Here is a 14,771-nt window from a genome sequence, read left to right as displayed (position 1 = left end):
AAGAATTTATTAGCTTTCTGAATCTGATTGAGATTCTATAGCTTCCTCTGCAATCACTTCCATTGCAACCATACTTGGTCTTTGCGCCATAACTTGGAAGTCTGATTGATCCGACTCGTCAACATCTTCATTAATAAACATCATAACAAACACTGTTACCCCGATTACCAAGTGAACTAGGCTTAAGTACAATAAGAAGCCAATGCTATCAAATAAATTCAGGAAATAACTCATCGTGAAGGGTCCTAATGCCGCAAAGACACTAAAAACAAAAACAATTGTTCCACTAGCACTAACCATTTGACTTGGCTTTAAGCGGTCATTAGTTTGAGCAACACCAAGTGAATAGAGCGGTAATGTGCTTGCACCAATCAATCCATTTAAAACTAAGAAAGTAGTTTTAGAAAAATCAAACATTACAAGAAGTGCACAAACCCCTATAACTATTGAGCAGCAAAGTAGAATCACCTTTCTTCGATCAATCTTGTCAGATAACCAGCCAAGTGGCCACTGTGATAATGCGCCAAAACCAATAAATAGAGTCATAAAAAGTGCGGTCTCAGAAATACTTAAACCCGACTGAATTGCGTAAATTGTTCCAACACCAAAGAAGCCTGCAGAAGCTAGCCCAGAGATGCCAATCGTTGCAACCCCTGAAGGCGATGCTTTCCATAATGCCTTAAAACCTAAGGGTTCCTGCATCTCAACTTCAGGAGCCTTGATTTCAGTTAACAGGATTGGGATTAGGGAGACTGAAAGCAAGATAGAGGCAAGCAGAAATAAATTAACACCTGCTGGGCTATCAATCACAAATAAGCCCTGACCCATTGCAAGGCCGCCCCAAACAACCATCATATGAATTGAAAATAGTTGCCCACGATTTTCATTTGAAGAAATTGAGTTTAGCCATCCCTCAACAATTATCATGATTCCAGCAACACAAAAACCTGATAAAAACCGAGCAACAAACCAGACGGGTGGCTCAATAAATAATAACTGTATTAGAATTGCAGTTGAGGCGATTGAAGCAAAAGCAGCATAAGTTCGAATTTGGCCAGTCTTTTTGATTTGACCAGGAGATATCAAAGAGCTTGCAAAAGCACCCAAAAAATAACCCGACATTACTAGGCCGGTTGTAAGAACAGAAAAACCTTCATAATCTGCCCTCCAGCTACTTAAGGTTCCCTGTAAGCCATTTCCCAAGCTAATAAATAATATTCCTAGGAATAATGGCCATATAGCGCGCATAACGATAGTCAGCATAACAATTTCAATTCCATTAGGAGATAAAAAAATCATTGATAAAAAAGAAACAGTTTATCATGACACTTTTTTTATAAAAAAATGGATTTTAATGTATTTTTGCAGAGTGTTTTCACAATTATGGTAAAAAGTTTAAATGATTGATATTTCTGAAAAAATATGGACTATCTATATTCTTGAATGCGGCGACAAAACACTCTATTGCGGAATTACAAATAATATAGAAAATCGTCTTAAACAGCACAATGGTGAAATTAAAGGTGGCGCTAAATACACCAGATCAAGACTGCCATTAGAATTAGTCTATCAAGAGAGTGCTATATCAAGAAGTGAGGCTTTAAAAAGAGAAATTGTAATTAAAAAAATGACAAGGAAAACTAAAACAGCTTTAATTCATTTAAATAAATCAAACTAAAGTTATTCTTGCAATATAGACAGATCGTTTAAGACCATTTGTGAGTGTGTTTTAGGATCTACTGATAGGTAAATTTTAGATAGTAACCCTTCAGGATTAATAATAAAGGTATTTCGCTTTGCGCTCTTAAAGCCTATAAAGCTATTAAGAGAGTCATAAGATTTTGCAACTATGCCCTCTTCATCTGAGAGCAGGGAAAAAGGTAAATTATTTTTGTCAGAAAAGCGTTTGTGAGATTCGACACTATCAAGACTTACACCAAATACAACAGACTTACTTGCAATAATCCTTTTAACCGCATCTCTAAAGTCACAAGCCTGAGTGGTGCAGCCAGGCGTGTCATCTTTAGGATAAAAATAAAGAATTACCCATTTACCCTTATAGTCCGTCAATTGATGGCTTTGACTATTCTGATCATCAAGAATAAAGTTTGGCGCTTTATCGCCTAATTCCAATGATGCATAAGACGTGGAATAAAATGCTAATAAGAGAGATATAAGAAAAACTTTTTTGATAGATTTTATGGACATTATGAAATAGCCTTAGAGTTTAGGTTGATTTTAATTAAAAAAAATAGATTTATTTATTTTTCTTAGAGTTACTTATAGCGCTTTGATACCACTTCATTGCTTTTAAAAATTGTTTTTCATTGATATTATTTCTCTTACAATAAGATTTAGCAATATTTGCTAAGGATGGCTTTAAAGATAGTTGCTTCTGCATTTGATTCATAGTTAATCCAAGAAAAATGCTTTAGTTGACCGATAAGGAGAGACCTGTCAACTAAAGCGGGTACCTCTTATGCCAAACGGAGAGAGAATGACAAAAGTTATGAGGTTCTTTAAAAAACTTAAAATTCGTAAATATTGCCTTTAGCTATTAGAGACTTGCATAATGCTTATGTATAATCCATTTACAAATGAAGAGATTATTAGTATTATGTTTAGTTGCAATTTAAAGGGGTTGTAATTGCAACGGCTCTAATAAACTAAAAACAATATGCAGATAATAATCATTGCGTCAAACTTTCAAATGTTTAATCAATGGAGTTTTGATGAAGACTTTATGAAGTTTCTTTCAATTTTTTTGTTTTAAACTACAATATCTTTTTTTATTAGAAATTATTATCTTAAATGCAAACCATCTTAATAGTTGAGGACGATAAAACAATTGCCGAGAGTATCGCTTTTATCCTCGAGCAAGACTCTTTTAATTGCAAGTGGTTTGATAATGGTCAAGACGCACTTGAGTATTTTAACAATAACGAAGTTGACCTAATTCTTCTTGACGTTGGTTTGCCTGATATGAGTGGGTTTGACGTCCTGAGAAAGGTCCGTGAAAAATACAGCTTACCTGTTATTATTATTTCAGCAAGGGATGATGAGTCTGATCAGGTTCTCGGTCTTGAAGGTCTTGGAGCTAACGCTTACGTAACTAAACCATTAAGCCCAAGACTCGTTGTTGCTCATGTTCGTGCTCAGCTAAGAACTGGAAAAGCAAGCACTACTTCTGGAAGCTCAAAGTTTGGTATTAATCATGCTATGCAAAGAGTGGTTTTTAATGAGATTGAGCTAACGCTTACTCCTGCAGAATTTAAAATTTTATCTCACCTTGTTAAAAACCCGAACAGAGTTCACTCCAGAGAGTTTTTAATGAGCATTATTTGGGACAGGCCCCATGGCTCTGACATTAAAACTATTAATACTCATATTAAGTCTATTCGTAAGAGGCTTCATGAGGTTGACGAAAACAGCGATTTTATTGAAACCCATAGAGGAATTGGATATAGCCTAATTGAATGAGACACTTTAAGCTCAACATTGGTACCAAACTCTTTCTTCTCTACTTCATTATAAGTTCAACTTTACTTTGGGTATTTGCCCACAGAACCGCCCTTGAATCAGCAAAATCAGTCATGGTTGAGGTTTCAAGTCTAATGAGCAGAGTAGCCTCTCAAAACAACAAGGACGGTGAAATTGATTTAGAAACCTTTGAAAGTTTGATTGTTAACTATTTACGCTCTCAAAGAAACACAATAGATCCCAACAGTAATCAAAAACTTGAAAACCTTGCAATTTATGTTACTGACAAGGATGGCCTCCTTGTATTAGATTCTAGAGGACTTATACTCGGCAAGGACATGAGAGCTCATAATGAAGTTGATTCAGCCCTAAGTGGCGGTCAAGGCATCACCAGAGTTGCTGTCGAGAATGTTCCTGGGCCCAAAAAAGCTAGAGGAGTTGTCGTTGAATACCTATACCAGTCAAGGTTTCTTAACGCTTCAAATCCAATTTATGGAAACAACGGTGAAATCTTAGGTGCGGTAGTTGTTGTAGCACCATTAATGGATTTATTAGATCAAAACTATCTCTTACAATTTATCTTTTATATTTTTCTAATTTCATTAATTTTTGGTGCGTTAGGTAGTTACAGAATCTCCAGAAATATCAGGCGCATAGAAAAATATACCACCAGTCTTTTTAGTGGTGAAGATGTGGTTGCTCCTGATCTTAACAATCAATTCAATAAACTTGCAAAAACTATTGAAAATGCCCGAGCTGAGGTTGAGCTTAAGGACGATGTTGAGCAGTACATTGATACCCTTGCGCACGAATTAAGAACGCCTATAACAGGAATTCAGCTTACTGCTGAAAACCTACTCACTCCAATGAGTGACGAGCAAAGAAAAAGGTTTATTGAAAACATATTGGATTCAAATAAGCATATGGATCTTCTGGTTAACAGATTGCTCGATCTATCAAGAATTGAAAGACGGGAAACGCTTAAGGCCATTGAGCTACTGAACATTTTGCAGATTGTTAATAACGTTTTAAAGGCGCCTAGCCGCTCAAAAAATATCTCAGATAAAGGTTTAAATATTGTTCTTGAGATCAACAATAAATCTCTAATTAAGGCTGAAAAAATATTACTAGAGCAAGCTATTGGAAATATTGTTAATAACGCTTTAGACTTTAGTCCAAAATCAGGAACAATTACTATTAAGGTCTCTGAAACTAATGCTGCAATTTCAATTATTGTTCTTGATGATGGGCCAGGAATACCTCCCCACGTTCTCAGCAAGTTGTTTACCCGATTTTTCTCTGTCTCTAGGCCAGATACAGGGGTTCGAGGAAACGGCTTAGGACTGCGATTTGTTCGAAAAATAATGCAGCTTCATGGAGGCGAGGTAACCCTTCAGAACCGCTTTATTCAGCAAGGAGCTGAAGCAAAACTGAGGTTTCCTACTAATATTAAGTAGCCTAGCTTAAAGGCTTAGGCTTTCTACTTGATTTTTTACTCCAAAATACGCGTTTTTTTGCCTGATTTGGTTTCTCTCTTTCATCTCTTTGGCCGTCACTATTTTTAGCAGCACTGCCCTGAGAATTATTTTTGCTTCTATTTCGATTTCGATTTCTTCCTTGGGGTTTTTGATTGTTTAGTTTCTTTGGTTTTTTGGACCTTACTGGAAGCAGTTCGCGCGACTTTGGAAGATCATGTTTTGGCACAAAATCATCAATTAACTCACGTTCTAGTTCCTTTTGGATGAGGCGCTCAATATCAAATAATTGTTTGGCTTCGTCTGCACTGACCAAAGAAATTGCTTCGCCGCCTCTTCCCGCCCTTCCAGTTCGGCCAATTCTATGAACATAGTCCTCTGGGACACTTGGTAAGTCAAAATTAATCACGTGTGGGAGTTGGTCAATATCAATTCCGCGCGCTGCAATATCAGTAGCCACGAGGACTCTCACTTTTCCAGCCTTAAAGTCAGCTAATGCACGAGTTCTAGCGCCCTGACTTTTGTTTCCATGAATTGCAGTTGCGCTGATGTTCTTCTTCTCTAGGTTAGTAGCAATTCTATTAGCGCCATGCTTGGTTCTGCTAAATACGAGAACTTGTTGCCACTCTCCCTTGTTAATTAAATGGGTTAAAAGTGCAGTTTTGCTTGACTTATCTACTGGACAAATCCAGTGCTTTATTGCCTCAACTGTAGAGTTTCTGGGCGTAACTGAAATCTCAGCTGGTTCATGGACAAGACCCTTTGCAAGCCTACGAATGTCTTCAGAAAAAGTTGCTGAAAACATTAATGTTTGACGTTTTTTTGGTAATAATTTAATAATTCTTTTAATGTCATGAATAAACCCCATGTCAAGCATACGATCAGCTTCATCCAAAACCAATATCTCTAATTCATTAAAATTGACAGCATTTTGAGAATGAAGGTCGAGTAGTCTTCCAGGAGTAGCAACTAATATGTCAACCCCTTTACGAAGCTTTTGCATTTGAGGGCCAATACCAACGCCTCCAAAAACTACTGTTGAGCTTAACGGCAAGTTCTGGCCATAAGTTTTAACACTTTCAAGAATTTGTGCAGCAAGCTCTCGGGTTGGCGTTAATATAAGAGTGCGAGTGTGATTTGATGATGGTCTTTTGCCATCTGAAAGGATTTGTAATATTGGTAGCGTAAAACCTGCAGTCTTTCCTGTACCAGTTTGAGCAGCAGCCATTAAGTCTTTTCCCTCTAAAACAATAGGGATAGATTTTTCCTGAATTGGCGTAGCGTCAGAGTAGCCTTGCGCTTCAATAGCATCAAGAAGTTGTGGTAATAGTCCTAGCGTTGAAAAACTCATCTGGTAGCATCAAAAAAAATATGGGTGTATTTTACGGGCTTAGTTGAGCCATAACTTGCAATCTCAAATATGAATGGAAATGGTGAGCAAAAAAGAAGACTATGTTTTACATTGAACCTTATGCTATTTAGTTATAATAAAATTGTATTTTCTTGCTCTAGACAAAGGTAATTTATATGGTATTATTCGCGAGTTTTGTAACGAAATTTAATCAACTATGAAAATAATTATTCCTATCAAGCGAGTCCTTGATCCTATACGCAAGCCCGAGTTAACAAGCAAACTGAGCAAGTTGATCTTACCAATGCAAAGATGGCTATGAATCCTTTTTGTGAGATTGCAGTTGAAGAGGCCTTAACTCTTAAAGAAAGTGGCGCTGCCACCGAAACTATTGCGGTTAGTATTGGCACTGATAAAACTGTAGATACTCTTAGAACAGCTCTTGCAATGGGCGTTGATCGTGCAATCTTTATTAAAACTGAATCTGAACTTGATTTACAGCCGTTACATGTTGGTAAAATTTTGGCTAACATTATTAAGCGTGAAGAAGCCGAACTCATCATAATGGGCAAGCAAGCAGTTGATAATGATAATAACCAAACGGGTCAAATCCTATCAGGCCTTTTGGACTATTCTTTGGGTACTTTTATATCGCAATTCGATCTTAGCTCTGATGCAAGTAGTGTTGAAGTTAGTCGTGAAATAGATTCAGGAATTGAAACTAGAAAGCTTAATCTCCCAGCAATTGTAACGGTAGACTTAAGGCTAAATGAGCCTAGATATGCTTCACTCCCTAATATTATGAAGGCCAGATCCAAGCCCCTTGAGACAATCGAGCTAGATAGCCTCGGGATTGATACATCCCCGCGCATTAAAGTTATCAGTGTTGTGGAGTCAGGAACTAAAGATAGGGCCTCCAAGCAGATCAGTTCTGCTGAAGAGTTATTTTCAGAATTAAATCAAATGGGAGTTCTGTAATGTCAGCACTTATATTAATTGAACTCAACGGATCAGAAGTAAATGCATGTAGCAGAGCGGCTATTACTGCAGCCTCACAGCTTTCGGATAGCATTGACGCGCTGGTTCTAACGAACGACGCGTCAAACTCAGCATCTGTATCCAAGTTAGCTGGAATCAACTCAGTCAAAATGATTGTTGATGATGCGCTTGAGAATGCCAATGTAGAGGTAGCGAGCAAGCTAATTGCAGACGCAATGAGCGGTTATAAATACCTCGTTTCAGGCTCTTCAACTTACAGTAAAAATATTTTACCGCGCGTTGGTGCCCTTCTAGATGTTCAGCCAATATCAGACGTCTGTGAAATTAAGTCAAACAATACATTTGTAAGGCCCTTATATGCTGGAAACATTATGGCAACAGTAGAGTCTTCAGATGATACAATTATCATGACAGTTAGAGCAACTGCGTTTGAACATTCAGGCGACGGAGGTTCTGCTGAAGTTGAAGTATTGTCATCAACAATACCCGAGTCAAACTCAACCTTTATTTCACTCCAAGAATCTCAATCTGAACGCCCTGAGTTAACAACAGCAGCAAGAATTGTCTCTGGTGGTCGCGGACTTGGATCAAAAGAGAATTTTGCTCTGATTGAGCAATTAGCAGATAAACTTGATGCAGCAGTTGGCGCTTCAAGAGCTGCCGTAGATGCAGGCTTTATCTCTAACGATTATCAAGTTGGTCAAACTGGAAAAGTAGTTGCGCCTCAGCTATACTTAGCTGTAGGAATATCTGGCGCAATTCAACATCTTGCCGGCATGAAGGACTCACAGGTCATCGTTGTTATTAATAATGATCCTGATGCACCTATGTCTAGAATGGCAGATTTGGTATGGCAGACAGATCTATTTGGCGCTTTAAAAGAATTAAACGAATATCAAGTCTAGGAAGCTAGTTAATGGAAAGAGAGTCAATTGAATATGATGTAGTTGTTGTTGGTGGGGGTCCATCTGGACTAGCATCTGCTTGCAAACTCAAACAACTCAATCCTAATCTGTCGGTATGCCTACTTGAAAAAGGTGCCGAAATCGGCTCACACATTCTTTCTGGAGCAGTATTCGAGCCTAAAACCCTCTTTGATTTATTTCCTGAAGATGCCAAGGACTGCCCAACACTTAAGACCCCTGTAGCCAAAGACGATCTATACTGGCTTACTAACAATAATAAAAGTATAAAAATACCTTCTTGGTTAATGCCAAAAAGCCTTCACAACAAAGGAAATTACATAATATCACTTGGTGAGTTATGTCAATGGATCTCTGAGAAAGCAATGGAGCTTGGCGTTGATATCTTTCCAGGCTTTCCTGCCCAAAAATACCTTACTGATGAAAGTGGAAGAGTTATTGGTATTGCAACGGGTGATATGGGAATTGACAAAGAGGGAAATCAAAAAGGCACTTATACGCCTGGAATGGACATACTTGCTAAGCAGACAATTTTTGCAGAAGGCGCAAGAGGCCACCTAGGTAAGAAGTTGATAAAAGAGTTTAATCTTGACGAGGGAAAAACTCCTCAACACTTTGCTATAGGCTTCAAAGAAGTATGGGAAGTTGACAATGATAAGCATAGTCCCGGTGATGTTGTACATAGCATGGGATGGCCTCTTAAAGGTGGAACGTCTGGTGGTGGATTCCTCTATCACTTTGACAACAACAGAATCGCCGTTGGCTTAATTGTTGATCTCAATTATAGTAATCCAAGTCATAGCCCTTTTCAAGAATTCCAGCAATTTAAACAGCATCCATCCATTAAGCAATATCTTGAATCTGGTAAGCGAGTTTCTTATGGTGCACGAGCAATCACCAAAGGCGGCATTAACTCCCTTGTAAAAATGGAGTTTGATGGAGGCATGATTGTTGGCTGTGATGCTGGAACTTTAAACCCTAGTAAGATTAAAGGTAGTCACTGTGCACTCCAATCTGGAATATTAGCCGCTGAGTATATTAATAAAGTGCTTTCAGAAGAAAACTGTGATTTTGATGACCTATTTAAAAGCAGCGCCCTTTACAAAGAGCTCTATGAGTCTAGAAACTTTAGTGCCGCTATGCACAAATTTGGTTTTTATCTTGGCGCAGCTTATAACTTTATTGAATCAAATATTTTTCGAAACAAACTTCCGTTAACTATTAAAGACGAGAATAGGGATTGCGATTCATTAAGCCTTAGCAAGTCTTCGCCTATAAAAGAATACCCCGCTCCAGATAACGTTTTGAGTTTTGATATTACCTCCTCTTTATTCTTGTCTGGAACGAATCATGAGGAAGATCAGCCTGTTCATTTAAAGCTTACAGATGCGTCAATCCCCTTAGCCCACAATAAAAAACTCTATGATGAGCCAGCTCAGAGATATTGCCCCGCGGGAGTCTACGAAATAATTGAAAAAGATGGTGAAGATTATTTCCAAATTAATGCGCAAAACTGCCTTCACTGCAAGACCTGTGACATTAAAGATCCTTCACAAAATATTAACTGGGTGCCTCCTGAAGGCGGTGGTGGGCCAAATTATATTGGAATGTAAGTTTAACTACTTTGATTTGCGGTAATTACCACAGTATTAACTATCTCATCCACGCTACAACCCCTAGATAAGTCATTAACTGGTTTTGCCAGCCCCTGAAGAATTGGGCCAATTGCTTTGGCTCCTGAAAATCTCTGAACCAGTTTATAGCCAATGTTTGCAGCATCAAGGTTTGGAAAAATTAAGACATTTGCAGGTGGTGTAAATGAAGCCTCAGGATATTTAATTTTTAAGACCTCATTATCTAGAGCAGCATCAAGCTGAATGTTGCCTATTATTTGGGCATCTACAAGCTTAGACTTTAAGGTATCTGTTGCATCTTTAACTTTATCAACCTCCAAGTGATTGGCACTTTGATTTGTTGAAAATGAAAGCATAGCCATCTTAGGCTCTTCCTTTAAAAACAATTTTGCCGTTTCATAGGCACTTTGTGCTATCTCTGCAAGCTCTTCAGAGTTGGGATTAATATTCATTGCACAATCTGAAAAAATCATATTTTCACCATACATTTTGTGATTCTGATCAAACGCCATCAGAAATAAACTCGATACTAGTTTACTGCCTTTAGAAACGCCAATAATTCGAAGCGCATTACTAAGAACCTCTTGGCTTGGAGTTATAGCGCCCATGACAACGCCATCAACATCGCCTCTATGAAGGGCAATCATTGAAAAAATAGTTGGGTTTAATATCATTTCAAGAGCACTCTCTAAAGTAACACCCTTGTGCTTTCTTATTTCAAACAAGGTTTGGGCGTACTTGGCCTTCAAATCTTCGTTTTCACGATTAATTGTCTTTATACCCAGAGAATGCTCTGAATCTATGTCAAAAAGAACAATTTGAGCAATTTTTTGACTCGTCAGAATGTGAGCCGCCTCTATGACTCGAGAATCACTAGATTCGGGTAATAAGATACGTGGAAATTTCGCTTTAGCCTTGTTGGTTAGATCTTCTAATAACGCCATTATTCTGTCTTAATAAAGTTCATCATAGTTTACCCGAAAATTTTTTAATTCTAAATAGACTGACATCTTCATGCACACACTTAACACATATATATGAGTATACTTAGAGCATACAGTTTAGAATAAAAGCTACATGGATCAAAAGCTTTACCAAAACGTTATAGATTATATAAACGCCAAAATAACAAGTGAAGAGCTTATGGTTGGCGATTTTATTCCATCAGAATCTCAACTATCAAAACAATTAAATGTTAGTGTTGGAACTGTTAGAAAGGCAATTGATAAACTAGAGAATAGCAATATTTTGCGTCGTTACCATGGAAAAGGAACTTGCGTACAGTCCAAGTTAGTTGCTAATAAAAATGATTACAAGAAAGAGCGTACAGATCTTGCAGCAGCTTTTCGCTGGGCTGCAAGGCTAAATATGCATGAAGCCGTTGCAAATCATTTTAGTTTAGCAGTTTCAGATGATGGCTCTAAATTTCTTTTAAACCCAATTGGAATGCACTTCTCACAGATTTGTGCAAGCGATCTTATTCTTGTTGATTCAAATGATGAATCTACAATGTCTAAGCCAAATGCTCCAGACCCAACTGCTTGGGCAATTCACGGCGCTTTGCATAGAAATAATCCTCAAGCAAGGTGTATTCTTCATGTCCATCCTAAGTACGCAACAATTTTATCCTGCTTAGAGGATAAAACTATGAAGCCGATTGATCAAAATACAATGCGCTTTTATGAAAAAGTATCAATAGATTATGAATATAGCGGTATGGGTCTTGGCGAAGAAGCAGAGAGATTAAGCACCATATTAGGTGATAACTCGGTAATGTTAATGGGTAATCATGGCGTTCTAACTGCTGCAAAAAAAGTTGCCAAAGCATTTGATGACCTTTTTTATTTTGAGAGGTCCTGTGAAACGCTCATTGGCGCTTACCAAACAGGCAAAGCATTGCACCAAGTATCACACGAGATTGCCACAAAAACTGCCGCACAATGGCAAAAATATGACGCATCAGATATGCATTTTGATGCTTTAAAAAGAATTTTAGATAAGGAAGAAGCAGACTATAAAAATTAGATTTGCTCAGTAGTATTATTTTTTTTTGATAAGGAGCTCCAATGTCAAGTAACAATATCTCATTAGACGTCGATTACGTCAAAGCGCAATTCCCAGCTTTTAGTGACCCTAAAAGTTCGAAATGGTCATTCTTTGAAAATGCGGGAGGAAGCTACGTTCCAACTAACGTTATAGAGCACTTAAACCATTTTATGACATCTACCAAAGTACAGCCCTATGCTGAATTTGATACATCTGCTATTGCAGGTGACAATATGGACCAGGCCACCAAGCTTTTTGCCGAGATGATCAATGCAAAAACTGATGAAATAATTATAGGCGGTTCAACGACAATGAATATGTATGTCCTTTCTAACGCAATGAGAAGCCTCCTTAAGCCAGGTGATGAGGTCATCGTTACAAACCAAGACCATGAGGCAAACGTTGGCGCATGGCGAAGACTAGCAGAGCATGGAATGATTATTAAAGAATGGCAAATCAATCCAGAAACAGCTGAACTTAACATTGATGATTTAAAAGCCCTCTTATCAGAGAAAACTAGAATAGTAGCTGTTACCCATTGCTCTAACATTGTTGGCTCGATAAATGATCTTAAGTCGATTGCAAAATTGGTTCATGAGTATGATGCTTATATTGTTGGTGATGGCGTATCTTATGCGCCGCATGGCTTTCCAGATGTAAAGGACTTAGATATCGATTTTTACGCATTTAGTCTCTACAAGACGTTTGGCCCACACCTTGGCCTTCTTTATGGAAAAAAAGACATTCTAAATAAGCTACCTAATCAAAATCACGAATTTCTTGAAGGAGATGTTCCATACACACTTAATCCAGGCGGGCCAAACCATGAAGAATTGTCTTGTTTAATAGGCGTTTATGAGTACTTCAACAACTTGTATGAACATCACTTCCCTGGCCAAGATGCTTCAACTAGAGGAAAAATTGAAGCTGTTAATGAACTGATTGCTAAGCATGAGATGGAAATAGCAAACCCGTTGCTGGATTATATTAACACTCGAGATGACATCAATCTTATAGGAAAAACCAAAATAAGTAACAAAGACAGAGCACCTACAATTGCCTTCACTATGAATAATAAATCTTCCAAAGAATTAAGTAGCGATCTGGTTAAGCAAGGCATAGCTACTCGAAACGATAACTTTTATGCATGGCGCTGTTTAAAGGCACTTGGAATTGATACGGATGATGGCGTTGTTAGGACGAGTATGGTTCACTACAACACCCATGAGGATGTTAGCAACCTGATCAACGCTTTAAAAACCATTTAAAGAAAGCTATTAGCCTCTTTTTGGTGGTTTAATAATGATTGAGTACCCTTTAAATTATTACACACTTGTGTATGCGCATCTAGCAACAATTCTGCCTGCATTTGCAATTGGAACCTATATGATGATTAGGCAAAAAGGCTCTACTCAGCATAAATTCCTTGGAAAAATCTACTTACTATTGATGCTTATAACCGCATCTATTGCCCTATTTATTCCGGCATTTGCTGGTCCAAGATTGCTTTTAAATCATTTTGGGCTTATACATTTATTATGTGTATTGACGATCTATACCTGCCCAGCAGCCTATATTGCAATAAAAAAAGGTGAAACAAAAAAACATCGTTATTTAATGATTTATCTTTATTTTGGTGGATTAATAATTGCAGGATTTTTTACGCTAATGCCTGGGCGCTTTCTAGGAGAGTTGTTATTTAACAGTAAGCTTTTAAGCTAATGTTAATCCTAAGTGATGCATAATTATATTTCTTCATGTAAAGTTGGAAACATTTTGCCATCCAAATCATCCCCATTTTGATACCCATTTGCCTCCATTATTGCTCTTTCTTCTTGGGCCCAATCACCTCGATATTCAATCATAGAGCCCTCTTTAGCCATTCTTAAGGTGTATCGATGAATATCTTTTTTTGGCGTTACTTGATTTAAGCTTCCGTGGAGCGTTCGCATATCAAAAAAGATGCAATCTCCCAGTTCAAGGTCCCACTGAAGAAATTCATAATCATCTTTATTATTAAGAATATCTGGCGTAATATCATAAGTTTTGCCATTGACAATGCCAGCCTCTCCATCTACAAGATGTCCTTCATTGAATCGCGTTCTAATGAACAGCTTATCCCAAAGATGGGAGCCTTTAATCCAAGCAATTCCCTCTTCCTTTGATACAGGTTCTAGTGGAAGCCAAAGAACACACATTGAGCCCTCAAAATCAAAGTAGGAGATGTCGTGATGAAATGGAGCGCCAGACTTTGATCCCGCTTCTCTAAAAAACCAGTTGTCCATTACTAAGTTTATTTTTTTAGCTTCCAAGAGCTCGGATGCTATTTTTGCAGTTGGTGAGTTAAAAACGAAGTCTTTAAAGTCCTTATAAAGATCCCAGGTCCAGAAATCTTCAAAGTAACCAGGTGCATTTATATCTTTGGTGTGCCTTTCAAACCTTGGACTGGGATTTTTGATATCTTCATCAATGCCTCTTCTTAGCTTGTCTAGCCATTGTTTATCAAATTTACCTTTTATTAAGACTGCACCATCACGCTTAAAATGTTTAATTTCTTCTGGAGCAAGTAAACTTTTCATAGAGATGAATGGTCTAAATTATTAATAAATAAAACCCCTAGTATTACTAATACTAGGGGTCATTGGAATAGCTTTAAAATGCTTTTAAATCGCGCAGCTCATATCATTACCACAGCACATTGGTGATTTTATTTTTCCGTGGCCATTTGGACACTCAGAGATTTGAACTTCACCGCCATCATCTAGCTTAAGTAAGCCATCTACAAGTGGCTCATCACATTTAGCGCAGGTTGCATTAACGCCCATTCCACAATTACTACATTCATAAGTTGCCATAATTTTCT

Annotated in this window: 15 protein-coding genes and 2 pseudogenes; 10 read left to right on the top strand and 7 right to left on the bottom strand. The window is 37.7% G+C overall.

Features of this window, described 5'->3' with window-relative positions; all coding sequences use genetic code 11:
- Nucleotides 1-9 precede the first annotated feature (9 nt).
- Nucleotides 10-1,299 (bottom strand): MFS transporter, encoded by a 1,290-nt coding sequence (locus ABXT44_RS04560; protein WP_416686099.1) that lies wholly within the window; start codon nucleotides 1,297-1,299, stop codon nucleotides 10-12.
- A 100-nt stretch (nucleotides 1,300-1,399) separates the two neighbouring features.
- On the opposite strand from ABXT44_RS04560, the gene ABXT44_RS04555 reads away from it, so the two are divergent.
- Nucleotides 1,400-1,678, top strand: coding sequence for a GIY-YIG nuclease family protein (locus tag ABXT44_RS04555; RefSeq protein ID WP_416686098.1), 279 nt, complete (start codon nucleotides 1,400-1,402; stop codon nucleotides 1,676-1,678).
- 2 nt (nucleotides 1,679-1,680) lie between these two features.
- Here the strand turns inward: ABXT44_RS04555 and ABXT44_RS04550 are convergent, their stop codons facing one another.
- Both ABXT44_RS04550 and ABXT44_RS04545 read right to left on the bottom strand, forming a co-directional pair.
- Nucleotides 1,681-2,208: a peroxiredoxin gene (locus ABXT44_RS04550; RefSeq protein WP_416686097.1), complete on the bottom strand. Its 528-nt coding sequence runs from the start codon at nucleotides 2,206-2,208 to the stop codon at nucleotides 1,681-1,683.
- Between the two features lie 49 nt (nucleotides 2,209-2,257).
- A complete protein-coding gene (locus ABXT44_RS04545; RefSeq protein WP_271541460.1) occupies nucleotides 2,258-2,410 on the bottom strand; it encodes a hypothetical protein in 153 nt (50 codons plus the stop codon).
- 401 nt (nucleotides 2,411-2,811) lie between these two features.
- On the opposite strand from ABXT44_RS04545, the gene ABXT44_RS04540 reads away from it, so the two are divergent.
- A complete protein-coding gene (locus ABXT44_RS04540) occupies nucleotides 2,812-3,480 on the top strand; it encodes a response regulator (RefSeq protein WP_416686096.1) in 669 nt (222 codons plus the stop codon).
- Nucleotides 3,477-4,937, top strand: a complete 1,461-nt coding sequence (locus tag ABXT44_RS04535) for an ATP-binding protein (protein WP_416686095.1) — start codon at nucleotides 3,477-3,479, stop codon at nucleotides 4,935-4,937. The genes ABXT44_RS04540 and ABXT44_RS04535 overlap by 4 nt, the downstream gene beginning before the upstream one ends.
- A 1-nt stretch (nucleotide 4,938) precedes the next feature.
- Here the strand turns inward: ABXT44_RS04535 and ABXT44_RS04530 are convergent, their stop codons facing one another.
- Nucleotides 4,939-6,306, bottom strand: a complete 1,368-nt coding sequence (locus tag ABXT44_RS04530; protein WP_416686094.1) for a DEAD/DEAH box helicase — start codon at nucleotides 6,304-6,306, stop codon at nucleotides 4,939-4,941.
- A gap of 217 nt (nucleotides 6,307-6,523) precedes the next feature.
- Between ABXT44_RS04530 and ABXT44_RS04525 the strand changes: the two are divergent.
- The 3 genes and pseudogenes from ABXT44_RS04525 (at nucleotide 6,524) to ABXT44_RS04515 (ending at nucleotide 9,841) form a co-directional block, all read left to right on the top strand.
- Nucleotides 6,524-7,284: pseudogene (locus ABXT44_RS04525) on the top strand (electron transfer flavoprotein subunit beta/FixA family protein).
- Nucleotides 7,284-8,210 (top strand): electron transfer flavoprotein subunit alpha/FixB family protein, encoded by a 927-nt coding sequence (locus tag ABXT44_RS04520; protein ID WP_416686093.1) that lies wholly within the window; start codon nucleotides 7,284-7,286, stop codon nucleotides 8,208-8,210. Before ABXT44_RS04525 ends, ABXT44_RS04520 begins: the two are co-directional and overlap by 1 nt.
- 11 nt (nucleotides 8,211-8,221) lie before the next feature.
- Nucleotides 8,222-9,841 (top strand): electron transfer flavoprotein-ubiquinone oxidoreductase, encoded by a 1,620-nt coding sequence (locus ABXT44_RS04515; protein ID WP_416686092.1) that lies wholly within the window; start codon nucleotides 8,222-8,224, stop codon nucleotides 9,839-9,841.
- 2 nt (nucleotides 9,842-9,843) lie between these two features.
- Here ABXT44_RS04515 and pta read toward each other — a convergent pair whose 3' ends face one another.
- Nucleotides 9,844-10,806, bottom strand: coding sequence for a phosphate acetyltransferase (gene pta / locus ABXT44_RS04510; RefSeq protein ID WP_416686091.1), 963 nt, complete (start codon nucleotides 10,804-10,806; stop codon nucleotides 9,844-9,846).
- A 133-nt stretch (nucleotides 10,807-10,939) separates the two neighbouring features.
- Between pta and ABXT44_RS04505 the strand changes: the two are divergent.
- The 4 genes and pseudogenes from ABXT44_RS04505 to ABXT44_RS04490 all read left to right on the top strand — a co-directional run.
- Nucleotides 10,940-11,131, top strand: a pseudogene (locus ABXT44_RS04505) (GntR family transcriptional regulator); the annotation flags it as partial.
- Entirely contained in the window at nucleotides 11,111-11,887 is a 777-nt protein-coding gene (locus tag ABXT44_RS04500) for a class II aldolase and adducin N-terminal domain-containing protein (protein WP_416688424.1), read from the top strand. The pseudogene ABXT44_RS04505 and the gene ABXT44_RS04500, both read left to right, overlap by 21 nt.
- 41 nt (nucleotides 11,888-11,928) lie before the next feature.
- Nucleotides 11,929-13,176 (top strand): aminotransferase class V-fold PLP-dependent enzyme, encoded by a 1,248-nt coding sequence (locus ABXT44_RS04495; RefSeq protein ID WP_416686090.1) that lies wholly within the window; start codon nucleotides 11,929-11,931, stop codon nucleotides 13,174-13,176.
- 34 nt (nucleotides 13,177-13,210) lie between these two features.
- Nucleotides 13,211-13,630: a DUF2306 domain-containing protein gene (locus ABXT44_RS04490; RefSeq protein WP_416686089.1), complete on the top strand. Its 420-nt coding sequence runs from the start codon at nucleotides 13,211-13,213 to the stop codon at nucleotides 13,628-13,630.
- A gap of 23 nt (nucleotides 13,631-13,653) precedes the next feature.
- Here the strand turns inward: ABXT44_RS04490 and ABXT44_RS04485 are convergent, their stop codons facing one another.
- Both ABXT44_RS04485 and ABXT44_RS04480 read right to left on the bottom strand, forming a co-directional pair.
- The gene (locus ABXT44_RS04485) at nucleotides 13,654-14,487 is read right to left on the bottom strand and encodes a phytanoyl-CoA dioxygenase family protein (protein WP_416686088.1); all 834 of its coding nucleotides are present in this window, start codon (nucleotides 14,485-14,487) and stop codon (nucleotides 13,654-13,656) included.
- Between the two features lie 84 nt (nucleotides 14,488-14,571).
- Complete coding sequence (locus ABXT44_RS04480; protein WP_416677006.1) at nucleotides 14,572-14,763, bottom strand: hypothetical protein; 192 nt, start codon at nucleotides 14,761-14,763, stop codon at nucleotides 14,572-14,574.
- Nucleotides 14,764-14,771 lie beyond the last annotated feature (8 nt).

Source organism: Candidatus Pseudothioglobus sp. Uisw_041, assembly GCF_048087625.1.
In the GTDB taxonomy this organism is placed as follows: domain Bacteria; phylum Pseudomonadota; class Gammaproteobacteria; order PS1; family Pseudothioglobaceae; genus Pseudothioglobus.
This window is presented reverse-complemented; position numbering and strand designations above follow the sequence as displayed.

What these genes read in the sequence shown, in the direction of transcription:
- ABXT44_RS04560 (WP_416686099.1), bottom strand. Translation starts at nt 1,299, where the DNA reads ATGATTTTTTTATCTCCTAATGGAATTGAAATTGTTATGCTGACTATC.
- ABXT44_RS04555 (WP_416686098.1), top strand. Translation starts at nt 1,400, where the DNA reads ATGATTGATATTTCTGAAAAAATATGGACTATCTATATTCTTGAATGC.
- ABXT44_RS04530 (WP_416686094.1), bottom strand. Translation starts at nt 6,306, where the DNA reads ATGAGTTTTTCAACGCTAGGACTATTACCACAACTTCTTGATGCTATT.
- ABXT44_RS04545 (WP_271541460.1), bottom strand. Translation starts at nt 2,410, where the DNA reads ATGAATCAAATGCAGAAGCAACTATCTTTAAAGCCATCCTTAGCAAAT.
- ABXT44_RS04490 (WP_416686089.1), top strand. Translation starts at nt 13,211, where the DNA reads ATGATTGAGTACCCTTTAAATTATTACACACTTGTGTATGCGCATCTA.
- ABXT44_RS04480 (WP_416677006.1), bottom strand. Translation starts at nt 14,763, where the DNA reads ATGGCAACTTATGAATGTAGTAATTGTGGAATGGGCGTTAATGCAACC.
- ABXT44_RS04495 (WP_416686090.1), top strand. Translation starts at nt 11,929, where the DNA reads ATGTCAAGTAACAATATCTCATTAGACGTCGATTACGTCAAAGCGCAA.
- ABXT44_RS04515 (WP_416686092.1), top strand. Translation starts at nt 8,222, where the DNA reads ATGGAAAGAGAGTCAATTGAATATGATGTAGTTGTTGTTGGTGGGGGT.
- ABXT44_RS04520 (WP_416686093.1), top strand. Translation starts at nt 7,284, where the DNA reads ATGTCAGCACTTATATTAATTGAACTCAACGGATCAGAAGTAAATGCA.
- pta (WP_416686091.1), bottom strand. Translation starts at nt 10,806, where the DNA reads ATGGCGTTATTAGAAGATCTAACCAACAAGGCTAAAGCGAAATTTCCA.
- ABXT44_RS04485 (WP_416686088.1), bottom strand. Translation starts at nt 14,487, where the DNA reads ATGAAAAGTTTACTTGCTCCAGAAGAAATTAAACATTTTAAGCGTGAT.
- ABXT44_RS04540 (WP_416686096.1), top strand. Translation starts at nt 2,812, where the DNA reads ATGCAAACCATCTTAATAGTTGAGGACGATAAAACAATTGCCGAGAGT.
- ABXT44_RS04535 (WP_416686095.1), top strand. Translation starts at nt 3,477, where the DNA reads ATGAGACACTTTAAGCTCAACATTGGTACCAAACTCTTTCTTCTCTAC.
- ABXT44_RS04550 (WP_416686097.1), bottom strand. Translation starts at nt 2,208, where the DNA reads ATGTCCATAAAATCTATCAAAAAAGTTTTTCTTATATCTCTCTTATTA.